The organism is Alteromonas australica (assembly GCF_000730385.1).
GTDB classification, from domain to species: domain Bacteria; phylum Pseudomonadota; class Gammaproteobacteria; order Enterobacterales; family Alteromonadaceae; genus Alteromonas; species Alteromonas australica.
Map to the genome: position 1 here is coordinate 3073236 of NZ_CP008849.1, position 24613 is coordinate 3097848.

General features: G+C 43.7%; 20 protein-coding genes. 11 read left to right on the forward strand and 9 right to left on the reverse strand.

What is annotated here, in order from left to right:
* Positions 1 to 8 precede the first annotated feature (8 nt).
* From EP13_RS13605 to EP13_RS13615, 3 genes are all read right to left on the reverse strand, one after another.
* Positions 9 to 461 (reverse strand): DUF3010 family protein, encoded by a 453-nt coding sequence (locus EP13_RS13605; protein ID WP_044057756.1) that lies wholly within the window; start codon positions 459 to 461, stop codon positions 9 to 11.
* Positions 462 to 737: 276 nt separating this feature from the next.
* Positions 738 to 1457, reverse strand: a complete 720-nt coding sequence (locus tag EP13_RS13610) for a hypothetical protein (protein ID WP_044057757.1) — start codon at positions 1455 to 1457, stop codon at positions 738 to 740.
* Positions 1458 to 1700: 243 nt separating this feature from the next.
* Positions 1701 to 2441 (reverse strand): class II aldolase/adducin family protein, encoded by a 741-nt coding sequence (locus EP13_RS13615; RefSeq protein ID WP_044057758.1) that lies wholly within the window; start codon positions 2439 to 2441, stop codon positions 1701 to 1703.
* 383 nt (positions 2442 to 2824) lie between these two features.
* On the opposite strand from EP13_RS13615, the gene EP13_RS19265 reads away from it, so the two are divergent.
* The 7 genes from EP13_RS19265 (at position 2825) to EP13_RS13650 (ending at position 12337) form a co-directional block, all read left to right on the forward strand.
* Complete coding sequence (locus EP13_RS19265; RefSeq protein ID WP_044057759.1) at positions 2825 to 4057, forward strand: toxin-antitoxin system YwqK family antitoxin; 1233 nt, start codon at positions 2825 to 2827, stop codon at positions 4055 to 4057.
* Entirely contained in the window at positions 3958 to 4740 is a 783-nt protein-coding gene (locus EP13_RS19120) for an IS4 family transposase (protein ID WP_332309696.1), read from the forward strand. The genes EP13_RS19265 and EP13_RS19120 overlap by 100 nt, the downstream gene beginning before the upstream one ends.
* A 256-nt stretch (positions 4741 to 4996) precedes the next feature.
* Entirely contained in the window at positions 4997 to 6253 is a 1257-nt protein-coding gene (locus EP13_RS13630; protein ID WP_044057760.1) for an efflux RND transporter periplasmic adaptor subunit, read from the forward strand.
* A gap of 15 nt (positions 6254 to 6268) precedes the next feature.
* Positions 6269 to 6985 carry an ABC transporter ATP-binding protein gene (locus EP13_RS13635; protein ID WP_044057761.1) on the forward strand — a complete coding sequence of 239 codons (717 nt, stop codon included), beginning with the start codon at positions 6269 to 6271 and terminating at the stop codon, positions 6983 to 6985.
* Between the two features lie 20 nt (positions 6986 to 7005).
* Positions 7006 to 9489, forward strand: coding sequence for an FtsX-like permease family protein (locus tag EP13_RS13640; protein ID WP_044057762.1), 2484 nt, complete (start codon positions 7006 to 7008; stop codon positions 9487 to 9489).
* Between the two features lie 93 nt (positions 9490 to 9582).
* Positions 9583 to 10962 (forward strand): sigma-54-dependent transcriptional regulator, encoded by a 1380-nt coding sequence (locus tag EP13_RS13645; RefSeq protein ID WP_044057763.1) that lies wholly within the window; start codon positions 9583 to 9585, stop codon positions 10960 to 10962.
* Between the two features lie 7 nt (positions 10963 to 10969).
* Complete coding sequence (locus EP13_RS13650; RefSeq protein ID WP_044057764.1) at positions 10970 to 12337, forward strand: sensor histidine kinase; 1368 nt, start codon at positions 10970 to 10972, stop codon at positions 12335 to 12337.
* Positions 12338 to 12395: 58 nt separating this feature from the next.
* Here EP13_RS13650 and EP13_RS13655 read toward each other — a convergent pair whose 3' ends face one another.
* Positions 12396 to 12671: a hypothetical protein gene (locus tag EP13_RS13655; RefSeq protein ID WP_156026759.1), complete on the reverse strand. Its 276-nt coding sequence runs from the start codon at positions 12669 to 12671 to the stop codon at positions 12396 to 12398.
* A gap of 92 nt (positions 12672 to 12763) precedes the next feature.
* Positions 12764 to 13393, reverse strand: coding sequence for a hypothetical protein (locus EP13_RS13660; protein WP_044057766.1), 630 nt, complete (start codon positions 13391 to 13393; stop codon positions 12764 to 12766).
* A 424-nt stretch (positions 13394 to 13817) separates the two neighbouring features.
* Here EP13_RS13660 and EP13_RS13665 point away from each other — a divergent pair, with 424 nt between their 5' ends.
* A complete protein-coding gene (locus EP13_RS13665) occupies positions 13818 to 14867 on the forward strand; it encodes a Gfo/Idh/MocA family protein (RefSeq protein WP_044057767.1) in 1050 nt (349 codons plus the stop codon).
* A 227-nt stretch (positions 14868 to 15094) separates the two neighbouring features.
* The gene (locus EP13_RS13670; protein ID WP_044057768.1) at positions 15095 to 16603 is read left to right on the forward strand and encodes a serine hydrolase domain-containing protein; all 1509 of its coding nucleotides are present in this window, start codon (positions 15095 to 15097) and stop codon (positions 16601 to 16603) included.
* A gap of 125 nt (positions 16604 to 16728) precedes the next feature.
* Here EP13_RS13670 and EP13_RS13675 read toward each other — a convergent pair whose 3' ends face one another.
* Positions 16729 to 16953, reverse strand: coding sequence for a HipA N-terminal domain-containing protein (locus EP13_RS13675; protein WP_052364419.1), 225 nt, complete (start codon positions 16951 to 16953; stop codon positions 16729 to 16731).
* Positions 16947 to 17270, reverse strand: coding sequence for a helix-turn-helix transcriptional regulator (locus EP13_RS13680; RefSeq protein ID WP_044057769.1), 324 nt, complete (start codon positions 17268 to 17270; stop codon positions 16947 to 16949). Before EP13_RS13680 ends, EP13_RS13675 begins: the two co-directional genes overlap by 7 nt.
* Positions 17271 to 17689: 419 nt before the next feature.
* On the opposite strand from EP13_RS13680, the gene EP13_RS13685 reads away from it, so the two are divergent.
* Both EP13_RS13685 and EP13_RS13690 read left to right on the forward strand, forming a co-directional pair.
* On the forward strand, positions 17690 to 19129 hold the full coding sequence (locus EP13_RS13685; protein WP_044057770.1) for an alpha/beta hydrolase: 1440 nt from the start codon (positions 17690 to 17692) through the stop codon (positions 19127 to 19129).
* Positions 19130 to 19465: 336 nt separating this feature from the next.
* Complete coding sequence (locus EP13_RS13690; RefSeq protein WP_044057771.1) at positions 19466 to 20632, forward strand: alpha/beta hydrolase; 1167 nt, start codon at positions 19466 to 19468, stop codon at positions 20630 to 20632.
* 556 nt (positions 20633 to 21188) lie between these two features.
* On the opposite strand, the gene gcvP is transcribed toward EP13_RS13690, so the two are convergent.
* The gene (gcvP, locus tag EP13_RS13695) at positions 21189 to 24086 is read right to left on the reverse strand and encodes an aminomethyl-transferring glycine dehydrogenase (protein ID WP_044057772.1); all 2898 of its coding nucleotides are present in this window, start codon (positions 24084 to 24086) and stop codon (positions 21189 to 21191) included.
* A gap of 118 nt (positions 24087 to 24204) precedes the next feature.
* Positions 24205 to 24594, reverse strand: coding sequence for a glycine cleavage system protein GcvH (gcvH, locus tag EP13_RS13700; RefSeq protein WP_044057773.1), 390 nt, complete (start codon positions 24592 to 24594; stop codon positions 24205 to 24207).
* Positions 24595 to 24613: the final 19 nt, after the last annotated feature.

Genomic DNA, 24613 nt, shown 5'->3' on the forward strand with positions numbered 1-24613 from the left:
TTCAGCTTTTAGAGCTCACCTGAATCTTGCGAAGCATACTCATTTTTCATAAGCCACGCGTATGCACTGGTAAAAGCAGTCTCTTGAAATTGCTTTAAGCCTGTCTCTGAAAAGGGTACAGCGATTGGGTTTCTGCGTAACGACTCTTTAATATCTGTTGGGCTCATAACAACAACGTTTAACCCTTCAATTAATTCAATAGCCGCCTCTAGTTTGAAACCAATGGCACTGCCCGCAAACTTACCTTTGCTTTGACGCTGGCGGATTATTACCGCATCAATTTTATAGTCGGCTACGAGTTTAGCAAAAGTACTTTGAAAGCTTTTTAGCCCTTTGGCACTGGTATCGGCTAGCGTTAATCGGCGTACACGGCAGTCGGGAAGGTGGAACATACCGTCAACAAGCGATAACAAACTCACAACGGCTTCGTTACCTTTTAAATCTACACCACAAACTTTCATATTCATTCCTATTTACATTTATCGTCCATTATAACCTGTTTCGCTGATGATACTTATTAATAGGTATTTTTCTTTACTTAGTCATTGGAAAAAATGGGGTCAGAGTACATTTTGAAAAAATGAAATGTACTCTGACCCCATTAATTTTTGCGGGGTATGCTAGAGTTTGTCCTACGATAAAATCGAAACCAAAGTTTGCGATTGCACACTCTACGCTTTATCGCACCGCGCTATGTGCAGCCTTACATCAAGCAATTTGCATGCGATAAAAGCAATTTAGCGCTTCGGGTGAATCGGGTTCACCTTTCTATCCTCTACCAATTCTTCTAATGCCACACCGGGGTCTTCTTCCCCTGCCACGGATGTATCATAGGGGCTAGCCGCTTCGGCTTGCTCATGTGAAACAGGGCTGATGTTTTTGGTGCGTATGTCACCGGGCTCGCCCCTACTTTTTTGATTCTTATCTTTTAAACCACGCATTAATTCCTCCAGATAGGGAACAAACTCCAAAGCGAGTGCTATCAATAATACGGTAACTAAATACCATGTGGGTAAAGGGTCCTCTTTCAGTTCTAACGCGAAGTCGGGAGACATATTGCCAACACCAAAAAGTGCTATGAAATGTTCCCAATGTCGCCCCACCACCAGTACTAAGGCAAGCAGCGGGATCATTTCTAAAAAACTATGAACATGCTGTTCGATTGGCCCAACATGGCGCTTGGTTACAGCATAGGATACATCCCACATTGCCGTAGCCTCATGCACAAAAAAAAGCAGAATACTGATAGCGATAATTAAGCTGTTGACTTCAAAAATCAGTACCATAAAAAGCGGAATGCCCACTTCGGCGAACATAAGTAAATGGATAAGGGATTCTTTTGCACCGCTAGTGCCGGAAATATTGCTTCGCTTATGACAATACCAGTCAACAATGCCCGCCAGAAACCAGATGGGTATGATGAAATACATCAGGATAATGAGTGTAGGGTCGTCCATAGAAACCAGCCTCTCCTCATAAACATGGCTTACATCACATAACGTGAGCGAAGGAATATGAGGTTATAAACGGGCAACTGACCAAAACAGATTAGCACTTCATTAAAACTTTTTAACCTTTGCGTAGTGAGATTGTAAGAAGCGGCGCTTTGAAGCAAAAATAGACTATGCGCCTAACTCGATAGTAGTTGGACTACCCTGCTTGATAAGTAAGCGCTGGTCTTAATGGTAGGTCCAAACAGGTTACGAACGGTAAGCAGGGTCGATTCTATCTAATTTACGCAACATTGCCTGCCAGATAAGATCAACACTTTGCGCCATATAGCGCGGGTTGGAAGCCTGTTGGGCAACATGCTCACAAATATGATCAGCGGGGATAAGTAGTTTCCCGCCTGTTTGCATCATTTCCACCTGAATTTCGCAGGCTTTATTGAGGTAATACATGCGATAGAAGGCCTCGGCAACAGTACGGCCAACGGTTAATAACCCGTGGTTGCGTAGAATCATGCTGTTTTTGTCGCCCATGGCGGCCACGATTGCTTCGCGTTCATCGCATTCCAAAGGAATGCCCTGATAGTCGTAATAGGCCACACGATTAAAGAACTCCATACTGGTTTGATTAAGCGGCAGTAGGCCTTCGGCCAGCCCCGATACCGCCATACCCGCCATAGTATGTGTGTGCATTACACAGTGGGCGTCGTGCCGGGCCATATGCAATGCGCTGTGAATAGTAAAGCCCGCTGGATTAACAGAAGCCGGGCTGTTATCGGCGTTTTCTCCCTGTACATCCACCATGACCAAGTTCGACGCACAAACTTCCTCTGGCAATAAACCGTAACTGTTGAGCAAAAAACGGTTTGCTTCATCGGGCATACGAGCGGAAATATGCGTAAAAATCATATCGCTCCAGCCTTCTAAATCCATCAGCCTATAAGCGGCAGCCAGGTCTTTTCGTAATTCTTGTTCAGCATCGATATCTGCCATCTAAGGGCCCCTAAACTTTGAGAAGTTGGTCAGTACACGCGTTTATGAGACCACATGCAATGACTGATGAAAATACGAAGAATGTTATGTAGAGCATTTAAACGAGACATATTTTTCAAACAAACGAATAAAAACAAGGTAAGTGCGGCTGAAAAAAGTACTCTGACCCCATTTTCAAATACTCTTTTAGTACTGCGTTAGTATTCGCTCAGAATTTAACAATAAATTGAATACGTAGCAGAAATTACACTGAAGACTTTAATTTAAAAGCTTATAGCGCTCTTGCTGTTAAAGAGCACTAGTGGCAATGAAAATTTTTAGAATAATAATGAATTTCCTCCTAGCTTTGGGGGTACCTGTTTTACTTACCGAAGGGAAAGCACATGCGTCGATGTTTTATAGTTGTTTTTTTAACCATGCTACTTGACAGTTTTACCCACGCTCAGGAGATAGAACGAGACTATTATGATAGTGGTCACCTCAAGTTCGAAGGCATATACGTAGAGAATGAAGACGATATTATAGCGAACTACAGAAGTTATTTTAAAACGGCTGATTTAGAAACTCGCTTGGTCACAGTTCCAGGTAAGCAAGGATTACAAAACTTCACAATTGTGGATTACGTTGCCCCAGGCTTATTGTCGACGAAACATACTATGGCAAACGGAAAGCTTGTAGGTGACTTCGTATTTAACGATTATTTTGAAAACGGCGAATTGCAGACACGAATAAAAGGTTCGTCAACGTTGCCACAATTGACTTACAAGGAATATTACAGCAACCGAAAAATTAAAGCTGAAAGTACAATAGAGTTCAATAACGAAGTAAAGCAGCTAGATTACATAATGCGTGACGCCAGTGACTTTACCGAAGAATACATTCAGCAAAACACATCAGGTACTTTAGTTAGCTATCACCCAAATGGGAATGTCGCCTATAAAGGCGCCGTTGTTGACGGTGAGGAAGACGGAGAAATTCTATACCTAACACCCAATAATGACATCATAAAAAAGTACACGATTAAGAATGGAGAAGAGTCAGGTCCAGGCGAGGTAAACACGTTTTACAGCAATGGCCAACTAAAAACGCACACAGAAACCTACAACGGCTTAAAAAGTGGCCTTTATGTTAGGTTTTACGAAGATAGTCAAATAGCAGAGCGAGGATATTACTCTCAGGAAGACTTCGATGGCAACGGTCTTGAAAGTTTTAAGAAGGGTATTTGGAGGAACTACGAATATCATTCAAATGGAAATTTGGCCGAAGAGGTTACTTACGTAAATCAACTCAAGTCTGGTAAATATCAAAAGCTTGATGAACACGGTCGAATTTTAGAAGCCGGTAAGTATTTAGCGGGTGAAATGCACGGAGTTTGGCAGCTATATGACGACCGCAAAGCGCATTTTCTTTTACGCGCGGCAATATCTCTTAAAGGTAGGCCCATCACACTGTATCAAGATTTGCACTGCAACAAGACTAAAGAGCAACCAGCCACACACAAAGCATTCTTAAAGACATTGCACACCATGTTTCCTTCAAATTATCGCCCTATAGTCGTCGCCCCATTATCGTCACCGACGCAGGGTATAAATCGCCTTGGTTCAGAGAAGTACTAGCACTAGGGTGGGATATTGTTGGGCGTATCCGCAAGCCACATTTTTACTCCCTTGATAGAGGAAATACGTGGCAATGTATTCGTCATCTTTACGGACAAGCAACCTGTCGACCGAAGCGTTTTGATAACAGCCAAATAGTAAGGAGTAACCGCTTTACCTGCACGCTAGTTCTGTTTAAACAGAAAACGAAAGGACGACATGCTTCAAATCCAGATGTTACACGCAAAGCCTCAAAGCGCTCAAAAGTGCATGCGCAAGGCGCGAAAGACCCGTGGCTATTAGCCACATTACTGACGTCCCACCGAAGCTTATCGAAACAAGTTGTAGCCATTTACAGGCAACGAATGCTAATTGAAGAGGGGTTTAGAGACATGAAAAGCACCAAGTTCGGGCTTGGCTATGAACAGAATAAAAGCGTGAAAAAGCAGCGTCTAACAATACTGATATTACTGACTACGTTAGCGTTACTTGTGGCTATACTACTGGGTATGGTGCTCGTCTCTTCAAACAAACATCGTCGATTCCAAGCCAATACCGAAAAAAGAAACGTCCTCTCATTCTACTACCTCGGTCTCAGAGCTATCTCTTGTCGAATACGGTTTACCATGCGACAGTGGGAAGCTGCACTTAAATGGTACAGCTCCATAGTAGACGCTGCCTGGGCCGCAGGCACATGGAATTAAATTCGTGGGGATCCCTCAGACTCTCACCCCATTATTTATTCGCTGCGCAGAGACTGCAAATTTAGCTTTTGTTTCGTATTTAACTGTCCCACTTATGGGACAAAATCCCAAAACCGCGAGTCCCACTATCGCAACAACGCGCTTATCCCTCATTAACAAATCTCATAACCAAATGAATATTAACAGTAATTCATTTGGCACGACCCTTGCCCTAATTTAGCAACATGATTTCTTTCAATGTTAACTAGAGCTCCCTATGGATATTGTTATCAATAAAAAGACAGGCATTAATCAAAAGCTGAAATGGGCACTACTGGGTATAGCGCTTTTATCAGTAACATTAACTTACGCATGGGCGTCGCTTTCCACTTCTAGCCACAGTGTGAATAGTGACCGACTTCTCACCGATAACGTAAGTCGCGGTAATTTCTTGATTACTGTCCGTGGCATGGGTGTTTTAGCCCCTAAAGATGTGCGTTGGTTAGCCACCAACGTGGCTGGCAAGGTAGAACGTATACTTGTTAAGCCCGGTGCATTAGTTAAAAAAGGCGATGTTATCATGGTGCTAAGCAACCCAGAGTTAGCTCAGCGGCTAGAAGAAACCCGTTGGGAGCTGGATGAACTGAAAGCACAAATGCAAGCCGAAAAAGTGTCGCTAGAGTCTGAATTATTAGACCAAGAGTCGGCGGTACTCAATGAAAAACTGAACTTCGAAAGCACAAAACTTACCTTCGAGGCACAACATAAGTTACTTAGCCAAGGTTTTAACGCCGTTTCGCAAATAGACCATGAAAACATCAAAATCCAAATGGCACAAAACAAACGCCGCTGGGAGCTTGAACAAGCCCGATTAGTCAAGCAAAAGGAAAGAGTAGCCGCACAATTAATGGCTAATGAAGCACGTGTTAAGCGTATAGAAAAAACGCTAAATAGAGTCAATGAACAGGTCAAAAACCTGACAGTTATTGCCAGTATTGATGCTCTAGTTCAAGAAATGCCAATCGAATTGGGGCAACAAGTGAATGCGGGAAGTAACCTTGCGCGCCTTGCCAAACGGGATGAGTTTATTGCAGAGATTCGCATTCCGGAAAATCAAATTCAAAACATCGTTATTGGTCAAAGTGTGGTTATCGATACGCGTACCAGTGAAATTGAAGGCGTGGTGCATCGCATTGACCCTTCTGTTGAAAATGGTGTGGTTCAAGTCGATATCGATTTGATAGGTCAAGCTCCAAAGGAAGCCCGTCCAGAGCTTACAGTTGAAGGCGTCATTGAAATTGCTCGTATGACTGAAGCACTATTTGTCAAACGCCCTATGTTTGCCAAAAGCCATGAAAAGGGATTCGTGTATGTCTTAGAGGTTGAAGGAAATACCGCAACTAAACAACAAGTAGAATTTGGTAAATCCTCGACCAGTCACATCGAAATCATCAGCGGTTTAAATGAAGGACAACAAATCATTGTGTCAGACGTGTCGTCTTACGAACAACATCAACAAATCAATATTAACTAAAATGGGGATGCAATTATGTCAGCAAACGAACTCGTAAACTTAACTAACATAACAAAGGTGTTCGCCACCGACGACATCGAAACACATGCGTTAAACGAAATTAACTTAAAGATTGACCAAGGTGAATACATCTCCATCACGGGGCCTTCAGGTTGCGGCAAATCAACGCTGCTATCGCTCTTGGGTCTGTTAGACGTGGCGTCAGCTGGTCAATATTCACTGGCTGGTCACAATGTTGAAACCCTCGACAAAGACGAGCGTGCCCGTATTCGGAATAAAGAAATCGGTTTTATATTTCAAGCATTTAATTTGATTAGCGACATGACAGTTGCTGAAAATGTAGAGTTACCGCTTACTTACCGCAAAGATCTCACAGCCAAAATGCGCAAAGATTGGGTCACTGATGCCCTTGCCCACGTCGATATGTCTCATCGAGCCAATCATTACCCTTCGCAATTATCTGGCGGTCAACAACAACGTGTTGCGGTTGCGCGTGCCATTTCAGGAAAGCCCTCCATTATTCTGGCTGACGAACCAACGGGTAATTTAGATTCGAAAAATGCGCAGGCTGTAATGACGTTGATTGACCAGTTACATAAAAATGGCACCACCGTCTGTATGGTAACCCACGATCCACACTCTGCCTCTCGCGCTCAACGCACTATAGAAGTATTCGATGGTCAGATTGTATCTGATCAAATGGTCAATGAGCCTGCAGCAATAATTGCTTAATCTGTGAAGAGGAATTAATTATGTCACTCTCACTCGATATAAAATATGCGGCCAGACTGCTGGCTAAAAAACCAAAGTTTACTGCGTTAATCATTAGTATTGTCGCAATTGGTTTGGGTTTAACCTTGTACGCTTACTCTCTGTTAAACAGTCTCCTATTTACCCCAATTACCTTTAACGATGGTAAAGCGGTGTATGCGGTGGAATCTATGTACGACCATACGCACTTATCCCGCCGTCCTGCGATGGCGTACGACCTGTTCAATTTACAACAAGATACGTCGATATTTTCTGAAATGGGATTTTATAATGAAGGTACCACGTTTGTAGGGGGCACTGATGCGGGGCTTCGTAAATACAACGCAAGCTACGTTAGCTATACCTTGTTTAGCTTTACTGGCGTCACTCCAATCATGGGACGGGGCATTGAAGAATCCGATCACTTTGAAGGGGCTGAGCAAGTAGTTGTATTGGGCTACGGAATTTGGCAAGGGTACTTCAACGGTGACCCCAATATTGTTGGCAAAATTGTGCCCATAGACGGCGCAGAACCTGCGCGTGTCGTGGGCGTCATGCCAGAGGGATTCGCTTTCCCCAGCATTGCCGAAATTTGGCAGCCTCTCCCGTACAACACCATTAAACCGACAGAACGTGGAATGTATTTTGTCAACGCCTTTGCTAAGCTGGCAGACGGCGTCACGTTGGAGCAAGCGCGGGCAGCGCTAGATGCAAGATCCTTAGAAATTAAAAAAGAAGTGGGTGAGCAGTACGCGTGGCTCATTCGTGATAATGACAAATACCTTTCTATCGAACCATTTAAAAAGGCGGCACTAACGCAGTATTACGGTATGTTTATGGCGCTACTTATTGTGGTATTCCTTATATTACTGCTAGCGTGCATCAACGTAGGTAACCTATTACTTACCAGTGTTAACGAACGAGTTAAAGAAGTGGCAATTCGCATTGCCTTAGGTGTGCCGCAAAAGCGTTTAGTATTGCAAATGCTTTGGGAAAGTATCTTCGTGTGCGTAACAGGCGGTATTCTGGCTATATTGTTAGCGGGCTGGGGACTTGATGTAACCAATGCTGTATTCCAAAATGCGTATGAAATTGACAATCTAAAACCCTATTGGTGGTACGCATCGCTAGATACTAAATCTCTTACTATTTTAGTTGTGGCGATCGTATCTATGATTGTGATTACCGGTTTCATCCCAGCATGGCGCTCATTAAATGGAGACTTTAACGCCGTACTTCGAGACGGTACCCGCGGAGCATTGGGGAAAGGTGCTGCTCGCGCCACAAAGGCACTGGTCATCTCAGAGATTTTACTCTCTTGTGTGGTGCTTATTATGGCGACCGTACTTCTAGTATCTAGCTATGGTGCGGGTGTAGCGGATTACGGTGTACAAACTGAAAATCGTCTCACTGCGCAAATTCAAATATCCCCATCAGACTACCCCATTCGTCAAGGCACAGAGTTCGAATATACCGACCGACTGGCTCGTTCACAGTTTTATTTTGACCTAGAAGAAGAGCTTCGAGCCCAGCCGAATGTGCTGGGTACAGTATTGATGACACAATTACCAGGGACAGGTGGAGGCACCAGTTTTTTTGAAATTGAAGGGCGGGAAAACCCTGTGATTAGCGAAAACCCTTACAGCAACAATGAAGGGGCAACTAAAAACGGCTGGTCAACGTTAGGCATGGAAATTATCGAAGGTCGAGATTTCGACTATCGAGATGCCGCCAAAGAAGCAAACAGTATGATTATTAATGAGTCCATTGCACGCGACTTCTTCCCAAATGAAAGCCCAATTGGTCAGCGCGTTCGTAGGCCCGACCGTCGAGATGCCGGCTGGGCTACCATTGTTGGCGTAGTGTCTGATACATATCACGGCACCTATATGGATTTCTCAAGTGCCTCTTACAATAGCTATCATCCTATTGATAACTGGGGGCCTTTTAGAATGCAAATTGCCATTCATTACTCCGGTACCGCAGCGCAAGCGCGTGAAACCTTAGCCAATGCAATTAACGCAGTGAACCCCAATGTGGGCCTGTATCACGTACAAAGTTACGACGCCTTAATTAAAAAGCCGCTACTACTTATTGAAGCTGTGAGTGAAATTTTCCTGCTATGTGGACTGGTAGCCGCGTTTCTAGCAGCATCTGGCATCTACGCAGTGGCAGCTAACAGTATACAACAACGTACTCAGGAAATTGGAGTGCGTCGCGCACTCGGTAGCACCGACCGCCGTATTGTTAAGCTATTCATGGGGCAAGCAAGCTGGCAACTGCTGATAGGTATATCCATTGGCATTGGCGTTGCCTTATGGCTGCTAAGCCTCATGTCACAAACCCTGATTTTCAGTAACACCAGCTACATTTTAGGTATGCTGGTTATGCCTACGTTAATTATTGCTATGGTACTCACTGCAACTTACCTCCCCACTAAAAAGGTGATTGAGATGGAGCCCAGTGACGCACTTCATCACAACTAGCATAATGGGCATTGAGCGTAAGTTCGATGCCCTGCCTTTTTTATGTCACTATAACGCCCTACTAACCCAAAAACCGAATTCAGACAATATTGCATGAACGGACACACGATACTGGTTGCCGATGACGATACCAGCGTTATCGCAGCACTCAAATTAATGTTACAAACCCACCAGTTTGATGTGGTAGCGGTCACCACCCCTCAGGCATTGTTAGCGCAAATTAACAAACAAGAGTTTGCCGCCGCCCTCATTGATTTGAATTACCAGAAGGATACTACGTCGGGTAAAGAAGGTTTGTCGCTGATTGAACAAATTAGAAAACTAGATGAGCATTTACCTATCATCGCCATGACTGGCTACAGTAGTATTGAGATTGCGGTAGAGGCGATGAAACTTGGCGCAGCGGATTTTATCCAAAAGCCTTGGTCTAACGAGCGCTTACTGCACACATTGCGCACCCAAATAAAACTAAATCACGTACGTCATGAAGGCGATAAACTAGCGCAAGAAAACGCATTACTTAAGCAACAAATGGATACTGAACGCACCGATATTATTGCGCAATCTCAAACCATGAAGGACCTCATCGCGCAACTCGATAAACTTGCAAAGAGTGATATGAGTATCCTTTTTACCGGCGAAAATGGTTCAGGCAAAAGTTTGTTGGCTGATTACGTGCACAAGCGTTCCTCGCGGGCAAGCAGTGTATTCATTGCAGTAAACATGGGCGCTATTTCTGAGACTTTATTTGAAAGTGAAATGTTTGGGCATGTTAAAGGAGCATTTACCGATGCCAGCTCTAATCGCATTGGTCGCTTTGAACTAGCGCAGTCGGGCACCATTTTTTTAGACGAAATTGCCAACATAGGGGCATCGCAACAGGCAAAGTTATTACGTGTATTAGAAGAACGTCAATTTGAACGTGTAGGTAGCAGTAAAACCCAAAGTATTGATGTTCGATTGATCTCCGCTACCAATGCGGATCTTGAAGCCTTAGTGGCATTGAAGACCTTTAGGCGAGATCTTCTCTATCGCCTCAATACCATTACCATTCACGTACCTGCATTACGCCAGCGCGTAGATGATATTTTGCCGTTAGCCAATCAGTACATTAAACATTTCGCCAAAAAATATCGCCTTCCAATCAAACAAATAAGCTCGCATGCTCAGCAAAAATTGCTTAACTATAGCTGGCCAGGAAATGTTCGTGAGTTAGGCCATGTTATTGAGAGGGCAATGTTTTTGAGTACGAACACGGTTGTTGATATAGATGATTTTGCTTTAAAATACGAACACACATCCGTCGCTGACGTACAACCCGAGTGGATGACCCAAAGCCTCGATGAACTAGAAAAGCAAATCATCCAACAGCGCTTAGAACAATTCGAGCACAACCCACAGAAAACTGCAGAATCGCTTGGGTTAAGTCGCAGCGCATATTATCGTAGGTTAGAGAAGTATCAACTGAACTAATCACCTCATGCTCAAAAATTTTCAGCACGCCAAAACAGCCTTTGAAGACAAACTTGTACGTATTGCTCTTAAAGGCTTTATGTTGCCAACAATAGCTGCTTTAGTCATGCTGTTTTACGCCGATGTATCTATTTACTTCAAATTATTGCTCTTAATACTCATATTTACGATTATCTTCATCACGCTATTGAGTATTCGCCAGACTGTGACTTTCCAGTTGCGCACTTCAACTAATTTAGTGGAAGCAATGACATCTGGCGACTATGGCATGCGCGCTAACAACAAAGACGTGAAAGGGGCATTGGCTGATTTTAACGAGCTACTAAATACCCTTGCATCTCGTTTATCTGAACAGAGTCTAATTACGCGAGAGAAACAAATTCTACTAAGTAAAATTACCGATCAAATCGATGTGGCAGTAGTAGCAGTTAACGATCAGCGCCATATCACCCTTATGAACCCAGCTGCCGAGCGACTTTTTAAACAACGCTTCGAAGATCGTCAAGGCTGGCCGATTACATCTCTTGGTTTGCAAAATCTTGTTGCGGCAACTCAGCAGGAAAATCTTAATAAAGTGAGTGAACTGGAAATTGGAGATAACAAGCGAAAAATGTACGTGAGAACCGATACTTTTTTTGAACTTGGCATTCCTCACTACCTTATATTCATCACCGACATCCAACATATTTTACGTGACGAAGAACGTATGGCGTGGCAGCGTTTATTACGTGTACTTAGCCACGAAATTAATAACTCTCTTACGCCAATTGCTTCAATTGCCGAAACTCTGCATCAGTTAGTAAAAACACAGGAAGACGACCCAGAAGTCGGTTCGCCACAGCTTTCAGAAAGTATGAAAGAAGGGTTGTCTGTTATTTCCGAACGCGCACATGCCCTAAATCTGTTTATTCAGGATTATCAGCAACTCACACGAGTTCCCCCTCCTACCAAAAGCGTTTTTAAGTTAACGCCCCTTGTACAGCAAATTTGCCAATTGTTTGATAGCTGTCACATCTCTATACCTGAACAAGATGTGTCACTATATGCCGACCGCGATCAGCTACAACAAGTACTTATCAACGTATTTAAAAATGCCAATGAGGCTAATATTTCTGCAGGGAATACCGCCTCCCCTATTCACGTAAATTGGGTAACCAGCGATACAACCCTCACGATTCATGTTACCGATAAAGGCCAAGGTATTCATAATACGGAAAATTTATTTGTGCCTTTTTACACGACTAAGCAACACGGCAGTGGCATAGGGTTGATATTGTGTCGCCAAATCATTCTCAATCACGGCGGTGAATTTACCCTTGCGAATGCACCCCAGGCTGGGGCTAGAGCATCCATTCAGTTGCCGTTGATCAGTTAAAAAGCAGCGTCTCACCATATTGATATTGCTGGCAACATTGGCGTCACTGGTTGCTGTTTTATTGGCTATGGTACTCGTTATTGATGGTTTGGTGCGCTGATTTCTCAGCTTCCATGCGCTCACGATTTGGTAGGTGATTTTGAATGACCTGTTCGTGACACGTATCATAGCTGGCCTTAGATTGGGCCCAACAAGCTTCTCCACCGTTATCTAAACAATACTCCAATTTGGTTACTGCAAGTTTATTACAACGGATGAACTCGTCAGCTGTAGCCGAAGCAAAAGCGACTTTACTGACAAGTAAACTAATCATGGTGAGTAACATAACTTTCAAATTTTTTGCTCCGAGCAATCAACTCGATAAAAGTGATTAGAAATTCCACACTATAATAAGGCCTTCTAGCAAACCTTCATTCCATTTAAGGTTTAATCTATAAAATCTGAGTATGAGTTGACTGCTTCTTGAGGGGAAAGTCTTTGCCAGAGCTGATTGTCATAGTCATCACGAATCGTAAAAGCTTCTCCGCACATCTCATACGACATTGCCATAACATCTCGGTGTTGACAAGCGTGATACAAAGTTTGGATATTAGGTTCACTCGTCACATTCTCGCATGAGTATTGATATTGTTGCTCAATTTCATCAATCTCTACTTCTAAACGCAAAATAGCTGGCCGCGCTAGCGCACGCATAGCTCTTCCCACCTCACTTTTGTCATGTTCGTAGCGTCGAAATTCTTTCACCGCATTATTGTAATTATCTATTTCTCTATTACGAGAAGCGTAGATTTCACCGCATCTTCTGATTGTGTTTGCTACGTCATAATCAATCTTTTCATTCCATTTTTGTTCGTGACGCTCCCTCGCTTTTTGTTCTATATCTTCGTCAATCGACGCCATGCTTGTAGTCGAAAATAACAAACTCGCTAGCGTGAAAAGTGTAAACATTGCATGTTTTATAAAAGTACTTTTTAGGTAAGCAACGTTACCCAATGTTGATATTTTTCTATGCACCATCTTTTCCTTTTTCTTTATTCTGTAATTTGCTAACTTCATCCGCTTTCGCTTTTGGGTACAATTTGTACTTTCGCGTTAGTAGACATTTCCATTTAAGGCAATGGAATGACGTATGAAACTGAATAAGCCACTGCTCAACAGTTTACTCACCCACTTTGAGTATTAGTATCATTTTCGTGCAAGTTCGTCACTTGTTAAGCGCGAATTCTGCGAAATTGCAGCCTTTATTGAACATATTGTTAACGCGATAGACGAAGGGCGCGTTTGATTTAAAAAAGCTTTAAAGCGTGACTAATTTAAACCCAGTTATTTGTTTATTCATGTGCAGCCCCGCGTTTCGCGGGCCTTTTTATTGGTAACCCCATTGATTCCTCGTTATATGACTTTTACTTCGTTAAAAAGCTAGTGTGCTGCGCGAACTTTCCCTATACTTTTTGTAAATCGTTTAAAAAAGGAACAGGGAATGTATCGATTTGGCATTGTAGGCGCAGGCATGATTGCGGACTTTCATGCTCAGGCCATTAACGCTATACCCAATGCAGAGCTAACAGGGATTTATTCACGTTCAATCGATAAAGCGAATGCGTTTGCACAAAAACACAACTGCACACCTTTCGACGATTATACCGCTTTTATCAACTCTCCCAATATTGATATTGTGACTATTTGTACTCCGTCAGGGTTCCACTTAGAGCCTATATCCGCCGCTGCAAAGGCAGGAAAACACATTATTTGCGAAAAGCCCCTTGAAGTGACTGCCGAACGAGTGGATGAAATGATAGCGGCATGCACAGAAAATAATGTGATGTTAGCGGGCATTTTCCCTCGGCGGTTTAATGTCTCATCGCAGCTACTTAAAAAGGCGTTACAGCAAGGTAGATTTGGCAAAATTGCCATGGCCGACGCCTATATTAAATGGTGGCGAACGCAAGAATACTATGAAAGCGGCGCATGGCGTGGCACTTGGAAACTGGATGGCGGTGGCGCATTAACTAACCAGTCAATCCATACCATCGATTTATTACTCTATGTGATGGGTGACGTAAAATCCGTTCGGGCTGAAACAAGGCTTGTGGCTCATAAGGGAATAGAAGTAGAAGATGTGGGTATTGCCATGCTGGAGTTTGAAAATGGCGCGCTGGGTGTCATTCAGGGTTCAACGGCGTGTTGGTCTAAAAGCGGACATCCAGCAGAAATACAAATCACCGGCTCTCAGGGATCGGTATTCATGAGCGATGATAAATTCCGAGTGTGGGAGTTTGCTAATGAAACTGCGCATGACGATGAAATTAGGCAACAATATGGCCTTAACGAAAACGAAGCTGGAGCAGGCGCAGCCGACCCTTCAGCCATTGATTTTGTTTGGCATCAGAGAAACTTTGAAGACGTTTTACATGCCCTTGAAAACCATACGCAGCCACTGGTCGACGGTTTCGAAGGGCGCCGCTCTATTGCCTTACTTAACGCAATTTATCGATCGGCGGCCAAAGGTGGGGAAAAAGAATTTGTTTAAACTGCCCACTAATTAAAGCCAGTTATGGGGTCAGAGTAAAACCCGCATGGTAGGCATACGAATCGGTACTGCTATAGAAATAAGAATGAGCCGTTGAGGGGGGAATGTGCAGCGTGAATGAGATCTGTGTCGCACAGTCTGCCTTTCATCTTTTTCAAATAAGATTAATTGACCGAATATTAGTAGGAGCGTACGCTGGTACGTTCACGTGTAATGGAATACAAAAAATGACATCAACCAAGATCTTCGCCTCTTTAACACTCTCACTTTGCTTTGCATCTTTACTGGGCTGCGCAGAACCCGAAAACTTACCCGCCTCCCCCTCCCCTGCTGAAGAATCAAAAGAAGCCAACCTTTTGAAAACCGGGCTAACTGAACGCATTCGAATTGAAGGGCAAGAGGTTGATTACCAATCTTTAGAGCAAAGACAAGCGCATTACGATGTGCCCGGTGTGTCTGTCGCGTTTATGAGAAACGGGCAATTAGCTTGGACCATGCAAAGCGGCGTTAAAGATTTAACCACTGGATTGGTTGTTGATGAAAACACGGTGTTTCAAGCAGGCAGTATTTCTAAACCCGCATTTGCCTCGGTATTAATGAAATACCGCCAAGATAACCCTATTGATTTAGATACCGACGTAAATAACTTGCTTACCAGCTGGCAATTGCCCGAACACGAATGGACTGGGCAAGAGGTTGTTTCATTACGCAGATTATTAAGCCACACGGCTGGCACCACCGTACACGGCTTCCCTGGTTACGCAGCTGGTGAGCCAGTACCTACTTTGCAGCAAGTGTTAGAAGGTGCATTTCCAGCCAATACCGACGCCGTTGTTGTTGATATTAAGCCCAGTACGCAAATGCGTTATTCAGGTGGCGGCACTACGCTTGCTCAACTTACCTTGCAGGACGTAGCTAACGAGCCCCTGCCAGTTATGTCACAACGGCTTTTATTTACACCTTTAGACATGACGCGCTCTGGCTTCGAACAGCCCATATCGAAAAACCTATCAAACAATATGGCTACGCCATACGACGGTGACGGTGCACCAGTAGAAGGTGGCGCGCATACTTACGCTACGCTTGCAGCAGCAGGCATGTGGAGCACGCCATCAGACATGTTGAAAATGGCAAGCGGCGTTCGTAGCGCGTATTTGGGGCAAAAAACAGATTGGATATCGCAAGCTACTGCACGAGAAATGTTAACCAACAATACGCCAACCAATGAAGCACCTAATGTTGGTATTGGCTTTTTTATCAACATGGATGAAGACGGTAAAACTCTGGGCTTTGGTCACGGCGGCGCAGATGCTGGATTTATGTCGCAGCTATACCTTGAGTTAGATACCGGCAATGGCTACGCCATCATGACTAATGGCAACAATGGCATGCAGTTAATAAGCGAGCTAGAAATACGTTTAAAAGAAGCGTTAGATGTAGGCTACTCGGAAGCTGAGGTTAAGAAGTTAGTACCCATAAGCCAAAAGGAACTAACTAAATATATTGGAACCTATGTGGTGACTACCCCTGTTAATGTTGATGTGGTGCTAGAAAAAACAAGCAATGGCTTTGTGCTTAACGCCTTACCCTACGTTGAAAATGAAGAATATTTTCATGAGGGAAGCGGGCGATTCTTTGCCAAGAATGGTAGTAGTGTTCGTTTTGAAGACGATGCTGAAGGCGTGCTGGCTAAGACGCTTGTTATGGATGGGAATATTCGGGGTGTTAGGGAATAGTCAGCGGTAAAGCTAAGCGTTTCCGAAGTGAGATGCCCTTTTACCGCATCGGTGTAAATAAGGTAATTCACTTTCGCCAGATTGCGGCGAATATTCCCGCGCAGTTATAGGAATTTTTGTTCTTTTCATCGCTGAAACTCTTTAATGAGGTCGAGTTTAAAGGTATTGAAATCCAGTTCGGGAAAGCTATAAATACGATTCGATAATGGCATTTTGATCGGGGACAGCTCGATATCTTTTTTAATGAAGCCTGGATCATATTCAAATGACCCAAGTCCCTTTTCAGTGTCAAAACTCACTGCACCAACAACATCGTGTTGGTATGTTATTGTAATGGCTTCCATTACCATTCTGGTGTTTCCTCATCTTTGTTACTGCGCTGGCCAGAGGCTCTCTGCCTTTTCTTTCCTTGCAGTTTGGCCAGCTGTAAGGGAGAAATTTCTTGTTTAGGAAGAAATAGATCAATCTGCTGCGTGAGGTCTAATGCCATTAATATAGCAATCATGATGTTGAGCTGAACTTTTCCCTTTTCTGCATTTAAAACCGTTTTGCGAGCAATGCCAGCAAGCTCCGCAACTTCAGATTGTGTTAAGTTTCGATTTAGTCGAGCTTGCTTCAATCTGTCGCCGATCTCTTCTGCTAATGCTGTAGCTGTCACACCTTTCACTATAAAGTGCACTTTTGGTTACGTTAAGTGCCTTTTAACCTATTAGAGTAACCATTTTAGGGCTTTATGTGATCTTTAGGACACATCATTCATAACAGATGAAAGCGATAATCGCAGGTGAGCATAAACATTTCTGCATAATGGGAAGCAAGCTTTTGTCCCATTCAATTACATCGAAATCGTTATAATTAAAATTCGCTGATGGCACAACTCGGAAGTTTAAAACCTACCCCCTAAAGGTCTACTCCTTTGCTTTTTGAGCCAGTGACTCTCTGGGGCTGAAACGTACGTATTTCGGACCTTCACCTTCGTGCTCAACTGACAATCGGAACAGTTAAAGTTATTTTGCTTCGTTTTTCTTTACTTTACTGATCTAACAGCTAGAATTCTCAGACTAAAAAACACAAGGAATTGTTGCAGTGCGTTTTACCTTATTGTTCTGCCTTGCTTTTTTCGCCTTTTGTGATGCGTTCGCTAGCCCTATATTCGATAAAATACCTGACGAAATTGATCTGAACGCAAAGTACATTTTCTACTCTCATGGCTACATTGTTGAAGGCGAGGATCCGACGCCTGTTCATCCGGGTTGGGGCATGTATGACTATCCGGCGATACTAGAAAAACTGACTGGTTTTGGTGCTGTGGTCATCTCCGAGCATCGAAAAGCAAAAAGTAGCCCCACCACACATGCTGAGAAATTGAAGAACCAAGTAAGCACGCTTTTAGAAATGGGAGTTCCTCAACGCAATATCACTTTGATAGGGTTTTCACGTGGTGGCTACATTACTGCTTTGGCGTCAAATGCCATTCAAAAAACTGATATTAATTACGTGCTCCTTGCTGCTTGCACTACGAGCATGAGTCGAGATGAAGATATTGTGTTAACTGGTCATGTATTGTCTATTCACGAAAGCTCAGACTCTGTCGGTTCTTGTGATGAAGTCATCAAGCGAAATCCAAAGGCAGTAAGTTCATTCAAGGAAATCGAGATTTTTACGGGGTTGGAGCACGGCGCTTTTTATCGCCCCACTGAGGCTTGGATATCGCCCATTAAGTCATGGCTTGAGACACATGTTTCATCTGTGCCATATAGTCCGCAAAGAAGCTCTATAATCCAGCTAGAGGAATCGGCTACCGGACGAATTTATCCGACATATGTGCAACTGCCGCGTTCTTATAGCACTTCGCCTAGCAAACACTACCCTGTTATCTACACGACCGATGCTCCATATAGCTTCCCCACACTTGTTGGAGCCACTCGAAATCCAATGTATTCGGGGGTTATGGAAGAGGCAATCATTGTCAGTGTTTCATATTCAACTGACTCAAGAGGCATTCAAAGCCGAGTAAGAGATTATACGCCCATAAAAGCTGATAGTTGGAAGATGGAAACAGGGAATGCGGATTCCCACATAGAATTCTTGAAGTCTGATATCTTTCCTTTCATTGAATCGAAATACAGAGCTGACGCGAACAGTCGCATATTTATAGGCCATTCATTGGGGGGACTATTCGGCGCGTACATTTTATTTAAATCCCCAGATATATTTTCTTCCTACATTCTAGCTAGCCCGTCAGTTTGGTTTAATGATAACTATTTGCTGAAATTAGCTCCGCAAAAAACACCTGCAAACACAAAAGTCTATTTATCTGTCGGTTTTCTAGAAACTCCTGAGTTTGGTGAGAGAGAAGATATGGTCCAAGGGAGTAACATGCTTGCAGAAAAAATTTCAAAGCAATCAGATGGTAACGTTCAAATGAAGTTTGTCGTTGTCGATGGTGCTTCGCATGCAACTGTTTTTCCGACCATTGCAATTCAAGGTTTAGACTGGATACTTGGAAAAGGTAAGCGACAATAAACGTCAGCTAATCCGACATTGCAGACATAAGGATTTTTCTTATGATAACCGGCTTAGTGCCAGTTCCAGACGCAGAGCATCTCAGGATTGACTGATCACATTGGGTGGTAAGCTGACGCTCGCTACTTTAGACATGAGCGCACATTTTGAGCGGATTGTGGCCGGTGATAGCGATGAAATTTGCTGTCTTACTGCTAGTAAAAATAGCTCAGGCGCAAATCAATGACTTTTTACTTTCCAATATTATTACCACTGCCAAAGCGTCAGTAAGTTTGAATATTGATAGGCGAAGTTGTACATTGAAATATCAAATCACCTCAAAAAGTTAGGGAAAGCATGAATCTACTAGGGAGTTTCTCATTTTGCTTACTGTTATTGTTTTATTGTTCAAGTTCGATACTAGCGCAAGAGCTTACTTTAAAAGAGCATGTGTTAAATTCAAAAATACTCAATGAAGAACAAAAAATAAGTGTGTACCTTCCTGAAGAGTATAAAAAAGATTCCAATCATAGATACCCTGTCCTATATGCTTTGGACGGCAAGTATTACAAAAAAACGGTTAGCGCGGTCATCGCACATTTTTATAGTGAATGGCTAATTCCTGAAACTATTGTTGTCACTATTGATAATGAAAACCGTATTAGAGACTATACTCCTAGCCCACACCCAACTGCTGATGTACCTAGCGGTAAAGCTGATGCTTTCTTAGATTACATGGAAAAGGAACTCATTCCCTTTGTGGACTCGAATTATCAGACTTCTGAATTTAGAATTTTGGAAGGTCACTCCTTGGGTGGTTTATTTTCGTTATATACTGTTCAAGCGCGTCCTGAGCTATTTACAGCACACTATGCTTTCAGCCCATCTCTTCACTGGGGAGATAATAAGACTGTTGAAAAAATAATTGAATACCTTGCATCACGTAAGTCTTTAGAGCAATTCATATATATGAACTTAGGAGATGAAATTGTTGAAAGTGAGTATGAACCAGAAAACACAATGGCATCTTCTTTTTTAAAGTTGCAAACTTTTTTCAAAGAAAATAGTGTTTCAGGATTAAGAGTTAAAAGTGAAGTTTTCGCCACCCTGCCTCATGTTGCAACAAATATGACCGGGTTGGTAAATGCGACCAACGAACTTTATAGAAACTGGGTTTTACCTTTCAAAGCAATGGAGAAAGGGCCTGAGGCAATTTCTGAACATTATGAAAAGCTATCAGCTGACCTTTATTACGAAATTAAACCACGCATGGGGCCAATCAATTTCGCTGCCGACTATGTGACAAATGGTATCCACTCTCCCCGGAAAGGTATGAAGCTATTAGAGTATAACGCTGAGTTATATCCAGATTCTGCATGGGTTAACTTTAATTTAGCCAAGGGTCACAAGCAACGTGAAGACTTGGTACTAGCAAAAAAATACGGAACAAAAGCTTTAAAGCTAATAGCCCAAGATGACGAAGAGTTGAAATCTTCAATTGTAAATTTTCTTGAGACGCTATAACTTTTAAATTGATATCTTTGCAGTTGAAAGCCCGACATTGATATCAGCCTGAGAGAACGCAAAGGGACATCAAGTAATGCTGGAAAGCTTAATTGATAAGCCTCAGCTCGATTTAGCTGCTTTTTAGTGTTTGTGGTTACGGCCATGATTGAAGACTTTTGGCACAAAGTTATGTCTAAGACAGTGAGTAATGACCGTCCGCTTTCCACCCTGAGCAGATCGACAACCCATACAAGCTGTATGTGCATAATTCAATCAAAACAGTCTGACTTCATAAATTTGCTAATGACGGCTATAGGTTGTTTGCTGCCACTTATCTAAACATCATCCAGTGTCTGCCAACGGCCGATTAAAGTCTGTCAGCCTCAGTTTCACAACTGCCAGTAAATGACCGCAATTTGTCTGAAGCAGACTTTGAAGACTCCATTGATGAAGGCCTGCTTTGCATTTAATAGGCGTTTAAACACTAGACCTTAAAAGACACAAAAAAGGCGAACCAACAGGTTCGCCTTTCTAATCAACTAAGCACTAACAGCAATGCTGCTAGAACACCAACCTATTCCTCAACATAACTCTCAATGCTAGGGCAAGAACAGATCAGGTTACGGTCACCATAAACATCATCAATGCGGTTAACCGTTGGCCAGAATTTATTTCTGTGTACTTCTGGTGCTGGGTACGCCGCTAACATGCGGTCGTAGCTACGGTTCCAGTCGCTGTCACAGATGTCAGCTAGCGTGTGTGGTGCGTTGTGTAGCGGGTTGTCTGTGGCATCCCACTCGCCGCTTTCTACTTTCGCAATTTCTTGGCGAATGCTAACCATGGCGTTAATGAAACGGTCTAGTTCGTACTTCGCTTCCGACTCTGTAGGCTCAATCATAAGCGTACCCGCTACTGGGAAGCTCATGGTTGGGGCGTGGAAGCCGTAGTCGTTAAGGCGTTTTGCAATATCTAGCTCGGTAACGCCGCTTGCTTCTTTAAGCGGGCGAAGATCAATAATACATTCGTGTGCTACGCGGCCATTGTTACCTTTATAAAGCACGGGGAAGTGCCCTTCTAGCTGCTTAGCTACATAGTTGGCATTTAGAATTGCTACTTCAGTGGCTTTGCGTAAACCAGCGCTGCCCATCATTTTAATGTACATGTAGCTAATAGGCAGAATAGACGCACTGCCCCATGGCGCGGCTGAAACGGCGCCGCAGTTTTTGCCAGCGGTTTCAATATTCACCACAGTATGGTTTGGTAGGAACGGTGCTAGGTGCGATTTAACACCAATGGGCCCCATACCTGGGCCACCACCACCGTGTGGAATACAGAAGGTTTTGTGTAAGTTAAGGTGCGATACATCCGAACCAATGAAGCCCGGTGATGTAATGCCCACCTGCGCGTTCATGTTCGCACCGTCCATGTACACCTGGCCGCCGTATTGGTGAACAATGTCACACATTTCACGTACGGTTTCTTCGTACACGCCGTGGGTAGACGGGTATGTGATCATGGCGCACGATAGGTTGTCGCCCACTTCTTCTGCTTTTTTGCGAAGGTCGTCAAGGTCTACGTTACCGTTAGCATCACAAGCCACTACTACCACTTTTAGGCTAACCATTTGTGCAGACGCAGGGTTGGTACCGTGGGCTGAGCTTGGAATTAGGCACACGTTTCTGTGCCCTTCGCCGCGGCTTTCATGGTAACGCTGAATAGCCAATAGGCCTGCGTATTCACCTTGTGCACCTGAGTTAGGCTGCATTGAAAGGTTGTCGTAGCCTGTTACGTTAATGAGCCACTCAGCCAACTCGGCAATCATTTTTTGATAGCCTTCGGCTTGGTTTAGTGGTGCAAACGGGTGAAGCTGGCCGAATTCAGCCCAAGTTACTGGGATCATCTCAGCCGTTGCGTTTAGCTTCATGGTGCACGAACCCAATGAAATCATTGAGTGGTTTAGTGCCAAGTCTTTGTTTTCAAGGCTTTTGATGTAACGAAGCATCTCTGTTTCAGAGTGATACTTGTTAAACACTTCATGGGTTAAAATGTCGCTGGTACGAACTAGCGTGTCAGGAATAGACTTAACGCCTTGTGTGGTTACGCTAGCGTCTAAGTCTTCAACCGTTAGGCCGTGCTCTTCACCTAGAAGCACATCGAATAGTGCAATAATGTCTTCACGGGTGGTGGTTTCATCTAACGACACACCTACCGCGCCTTCAAGGTCGGCACGTAAATTTAAGCCCTGTTCGTAAGCCTTGTTTAGTACCGCTTCTTTATTGTCAACCATAATGGTTAAGGTGTCGAAGTAGGTGCTATGTTTAAGTGCTAGCCCTTTTTGGGTTAATCCTGTCGCCAAAATGTCGGCAAAGCGGTGAATACGCTCGGCGATTGTTTTTAAGCCTTGTGGGCCGTGGTAAACGGCATAGAAGCTTGCCATGTTGGCAAGTAATACCTGCGCGGTACAAATGTTCGAGTTGGCTTTTTCACGGCGAATGTGTTGTTCACGGGTTTGTAGCGCCATGCGAAGTGCTGGGCGTCCGCGGGTGTCTTTACTTACCCCAATAATACGCCCTGGTAGTGAGCGCTTGTAGCTGTCGCGTGTAGCAAAGAATGCGGCGTGCGGGCCACCGTAGCCCATAGGTACACCAAAGCGCTGTGCACTACCAAGTGCAACGTCTGCACCTAGCTCGCCTGGCGACTTAAGCATTACCAAGCTCATAAGGTCAGCGGCTACTGCCACAATCCCTTTTTTCGCTTGTACCGCAGCAATGATGTCGCTGATGTCCTTTACTTCGCCTGTAGAAGTTGGGTATTGAAGTAGCGCACCAAAAATATCGTGCTCAGCTGCTTCTTCTGCTTCACCTTTAATGATTTCAAAACCGAACATTTCAGCGCGGGTTTCTACCACGTCTACGGTTTGTGGGTGAACATCATTGGCAATAAAGAACGCATTCGCTTTTTTGTTCTTAGATACACGCTTAGCAAGGCCCATAGCTTCTGCGGCCGCAGTACCTTCATCAAGCAACGATGCTGATGCTAGCTCTAGGCCAGTTAAGTCGATAGTTACCTGTTGGAAGTTAAGGATAGCTTCCAAACGACCTTGGGCAATTTCTGGCTGATAGGGCGTGTACGCGGTATACCAACCTGGGTTTTCTAGCACGTTGCGAAGAATAACGTTGGGTACGTGGGTATCGTAGTAACCCATACCAATGAAAGAACGGTTGATTTTGTTCTTTTGTGCAACAGCTTTAAGTTCATTTAATGCTTCAACTTCTGTCGCCCCTTCACCACATTTTAATGGCTCTGGTAGCGCAATACCTGCCGGTACGGTTTGCTCAATTAAATCGTCTAATGAGCTTGCACCAATGGCAGACAGCATTTCTTCAATTTCACCTTTTCCCGGGCCAATATGACGGCGGATAAAGGTATCTTTTTGCTCTAGTTGAGCCAATGTTGGGGAAGTATTCGACATAACGTTGTTAAGCACTCGTAATGGTTGCCGCAAGGGCGCGTTAAATCTTAAATTTAAAAAGGGGCGCTATACATAGGCCCCTTTTTCAAAATGTACTACATGAAAATGGCGTAACGAATTACTCTTCGTCTATGCTGTTTTCGTAGCCTTCTGCGTCAAGTAGGCCTTCTACTTCTGCCGCATCGTCAGCTTTAATTTTGAATAACCAGCCGTCACCATAGGGGTCAGAGTTAACCAGCTCTGGTGAGTCTTCTAGGTCTTCATTAACTTCAACAATTTCACCTGAAATAGGTGCATAAACGTCAGACGCCGCTTTTACCGATTCAGCAACACAAATATCGTCGCCAGTACTTACGGCATCGCCAACGTCTGGCAGCTCTACAAATACCATGTCGCCAAGTAGGCCTTGAGCGTGCTCAGAAATACCTACAGTGAAAACACCGTCACCATCTGGGCGTACCCATTCGTGCGTGGAGGCATAGCGTAAATCAGTTGGGATGTTGCTCATAATCGTTCCTGTTAATCTT

Bases quoted from the DNA above. Each gene is read 5' to 3' on its own strand.
- EP13_RS13605 (WP_044057756.1), bottom strand. From the start codon at position 461: ATGAAAGTTTGTGGTGTAGATTTAAAAGGTAACGAAGCCGTTGTGAGT.
- EP13_RS13610 (WP_044057757.1), bottom strand. From the start codon at position 1,457: ATGGACGACCCTACACTCATTATCCTGATGTATTTCATCATACCCATC.
- EP13_RS13615 (WP_044057758.1), bottom strand. From the start codon at position 2,441: ATGGCAGATATCGATGCTGAACAAGAATTACGAAAAGACCTGGCTGCC.
- EP13_RS19265 (WP_044057759.1), top strand. From the start codon at position 2,825: ATGCGTCGATGTTTTATAGTTGTTTTTTTAACCATGCTACTTGACAGT.
- EP13_RS13630 (WP_044057760.1), top strand. From the start codon at position 4,997: ATGGATATTGTTATCAATAAAAAGACAGGCATTAATCAAAAGCTGAAA.
- EP13_RS13635 (WP_044057761.1), top strand. From the start codon at position 6,269: ATGTCAGCAAACGAACTCGTAAACTTAACTAACATAACAAAGGTGTTC.
- EP13_RS13640 (WP_044057762.1), top strand. From the start codon at position 7,006: ATGTCACTCTCACTCGATATAAAATATGCGGCCAGACTGCTGGCTAAA.
- EP13_RS13645 (WP_044057763.1), top strand. From the start codon at position 9,583: ATGAACGGACACACGATACTGGTTGCCGATGACGATACCAGCGTTATC.
- EP13_RS13650 (WP_044057764.1), top strand. From the start codon at position 10,970: ATGCTCAAAAATTTTCAGCACGCCAAAACAGCCTTTGAAGACAAACTT.
- EP13_RS13660 (WP_044057766.1), bottom strand. From the start codon at position 13,393: ATGAAGTTAGCAAATTACAGAATAAAGAAAAAGGAAAAGATGGTGCAT.
- EP13_RS13665 (WP_044057767.1), top strand. From the start codon at position 13,818: ATGTATCGATTTGGCATTGTAGGCGCAGGCATGATTGCGGACTTTCAT.
- EP13_RS13670 (WP_044057768.1), top strand. From the start codon at position 15,095: ATGACATCAACCAAGATCTTCGCCTCTTTAACACTCTCACTTTGCTTT.
- EP13_RS13675 (WP_052364419.1), bottom strand. From the start codon at position 16,953: ATGGTAATGGAAGCCATTACAATAACATACCAACACGATGTTGTTGGT.
- EP13_RS13690 (WP_044057771.1), top strand. From the start codon at position 19,466: ATGAATCTACTAGGGAGTTTCTCATTTTGCTTACTGTTATTGTTTTAT.
- gcvP (WP_044057772.1), bottom strand. From the start codon at position 24,086: ATGTCGAATACTTCCCCAACATTGGCTCAACTAGAGCAAAAAGATACC.
- gcvH (WP_044057773.1), bottom strand. From the start codon at position 24,594: ATGAGCAACATCCCAACTGATTTACGCTATGCCTCCACGCACGAATGG.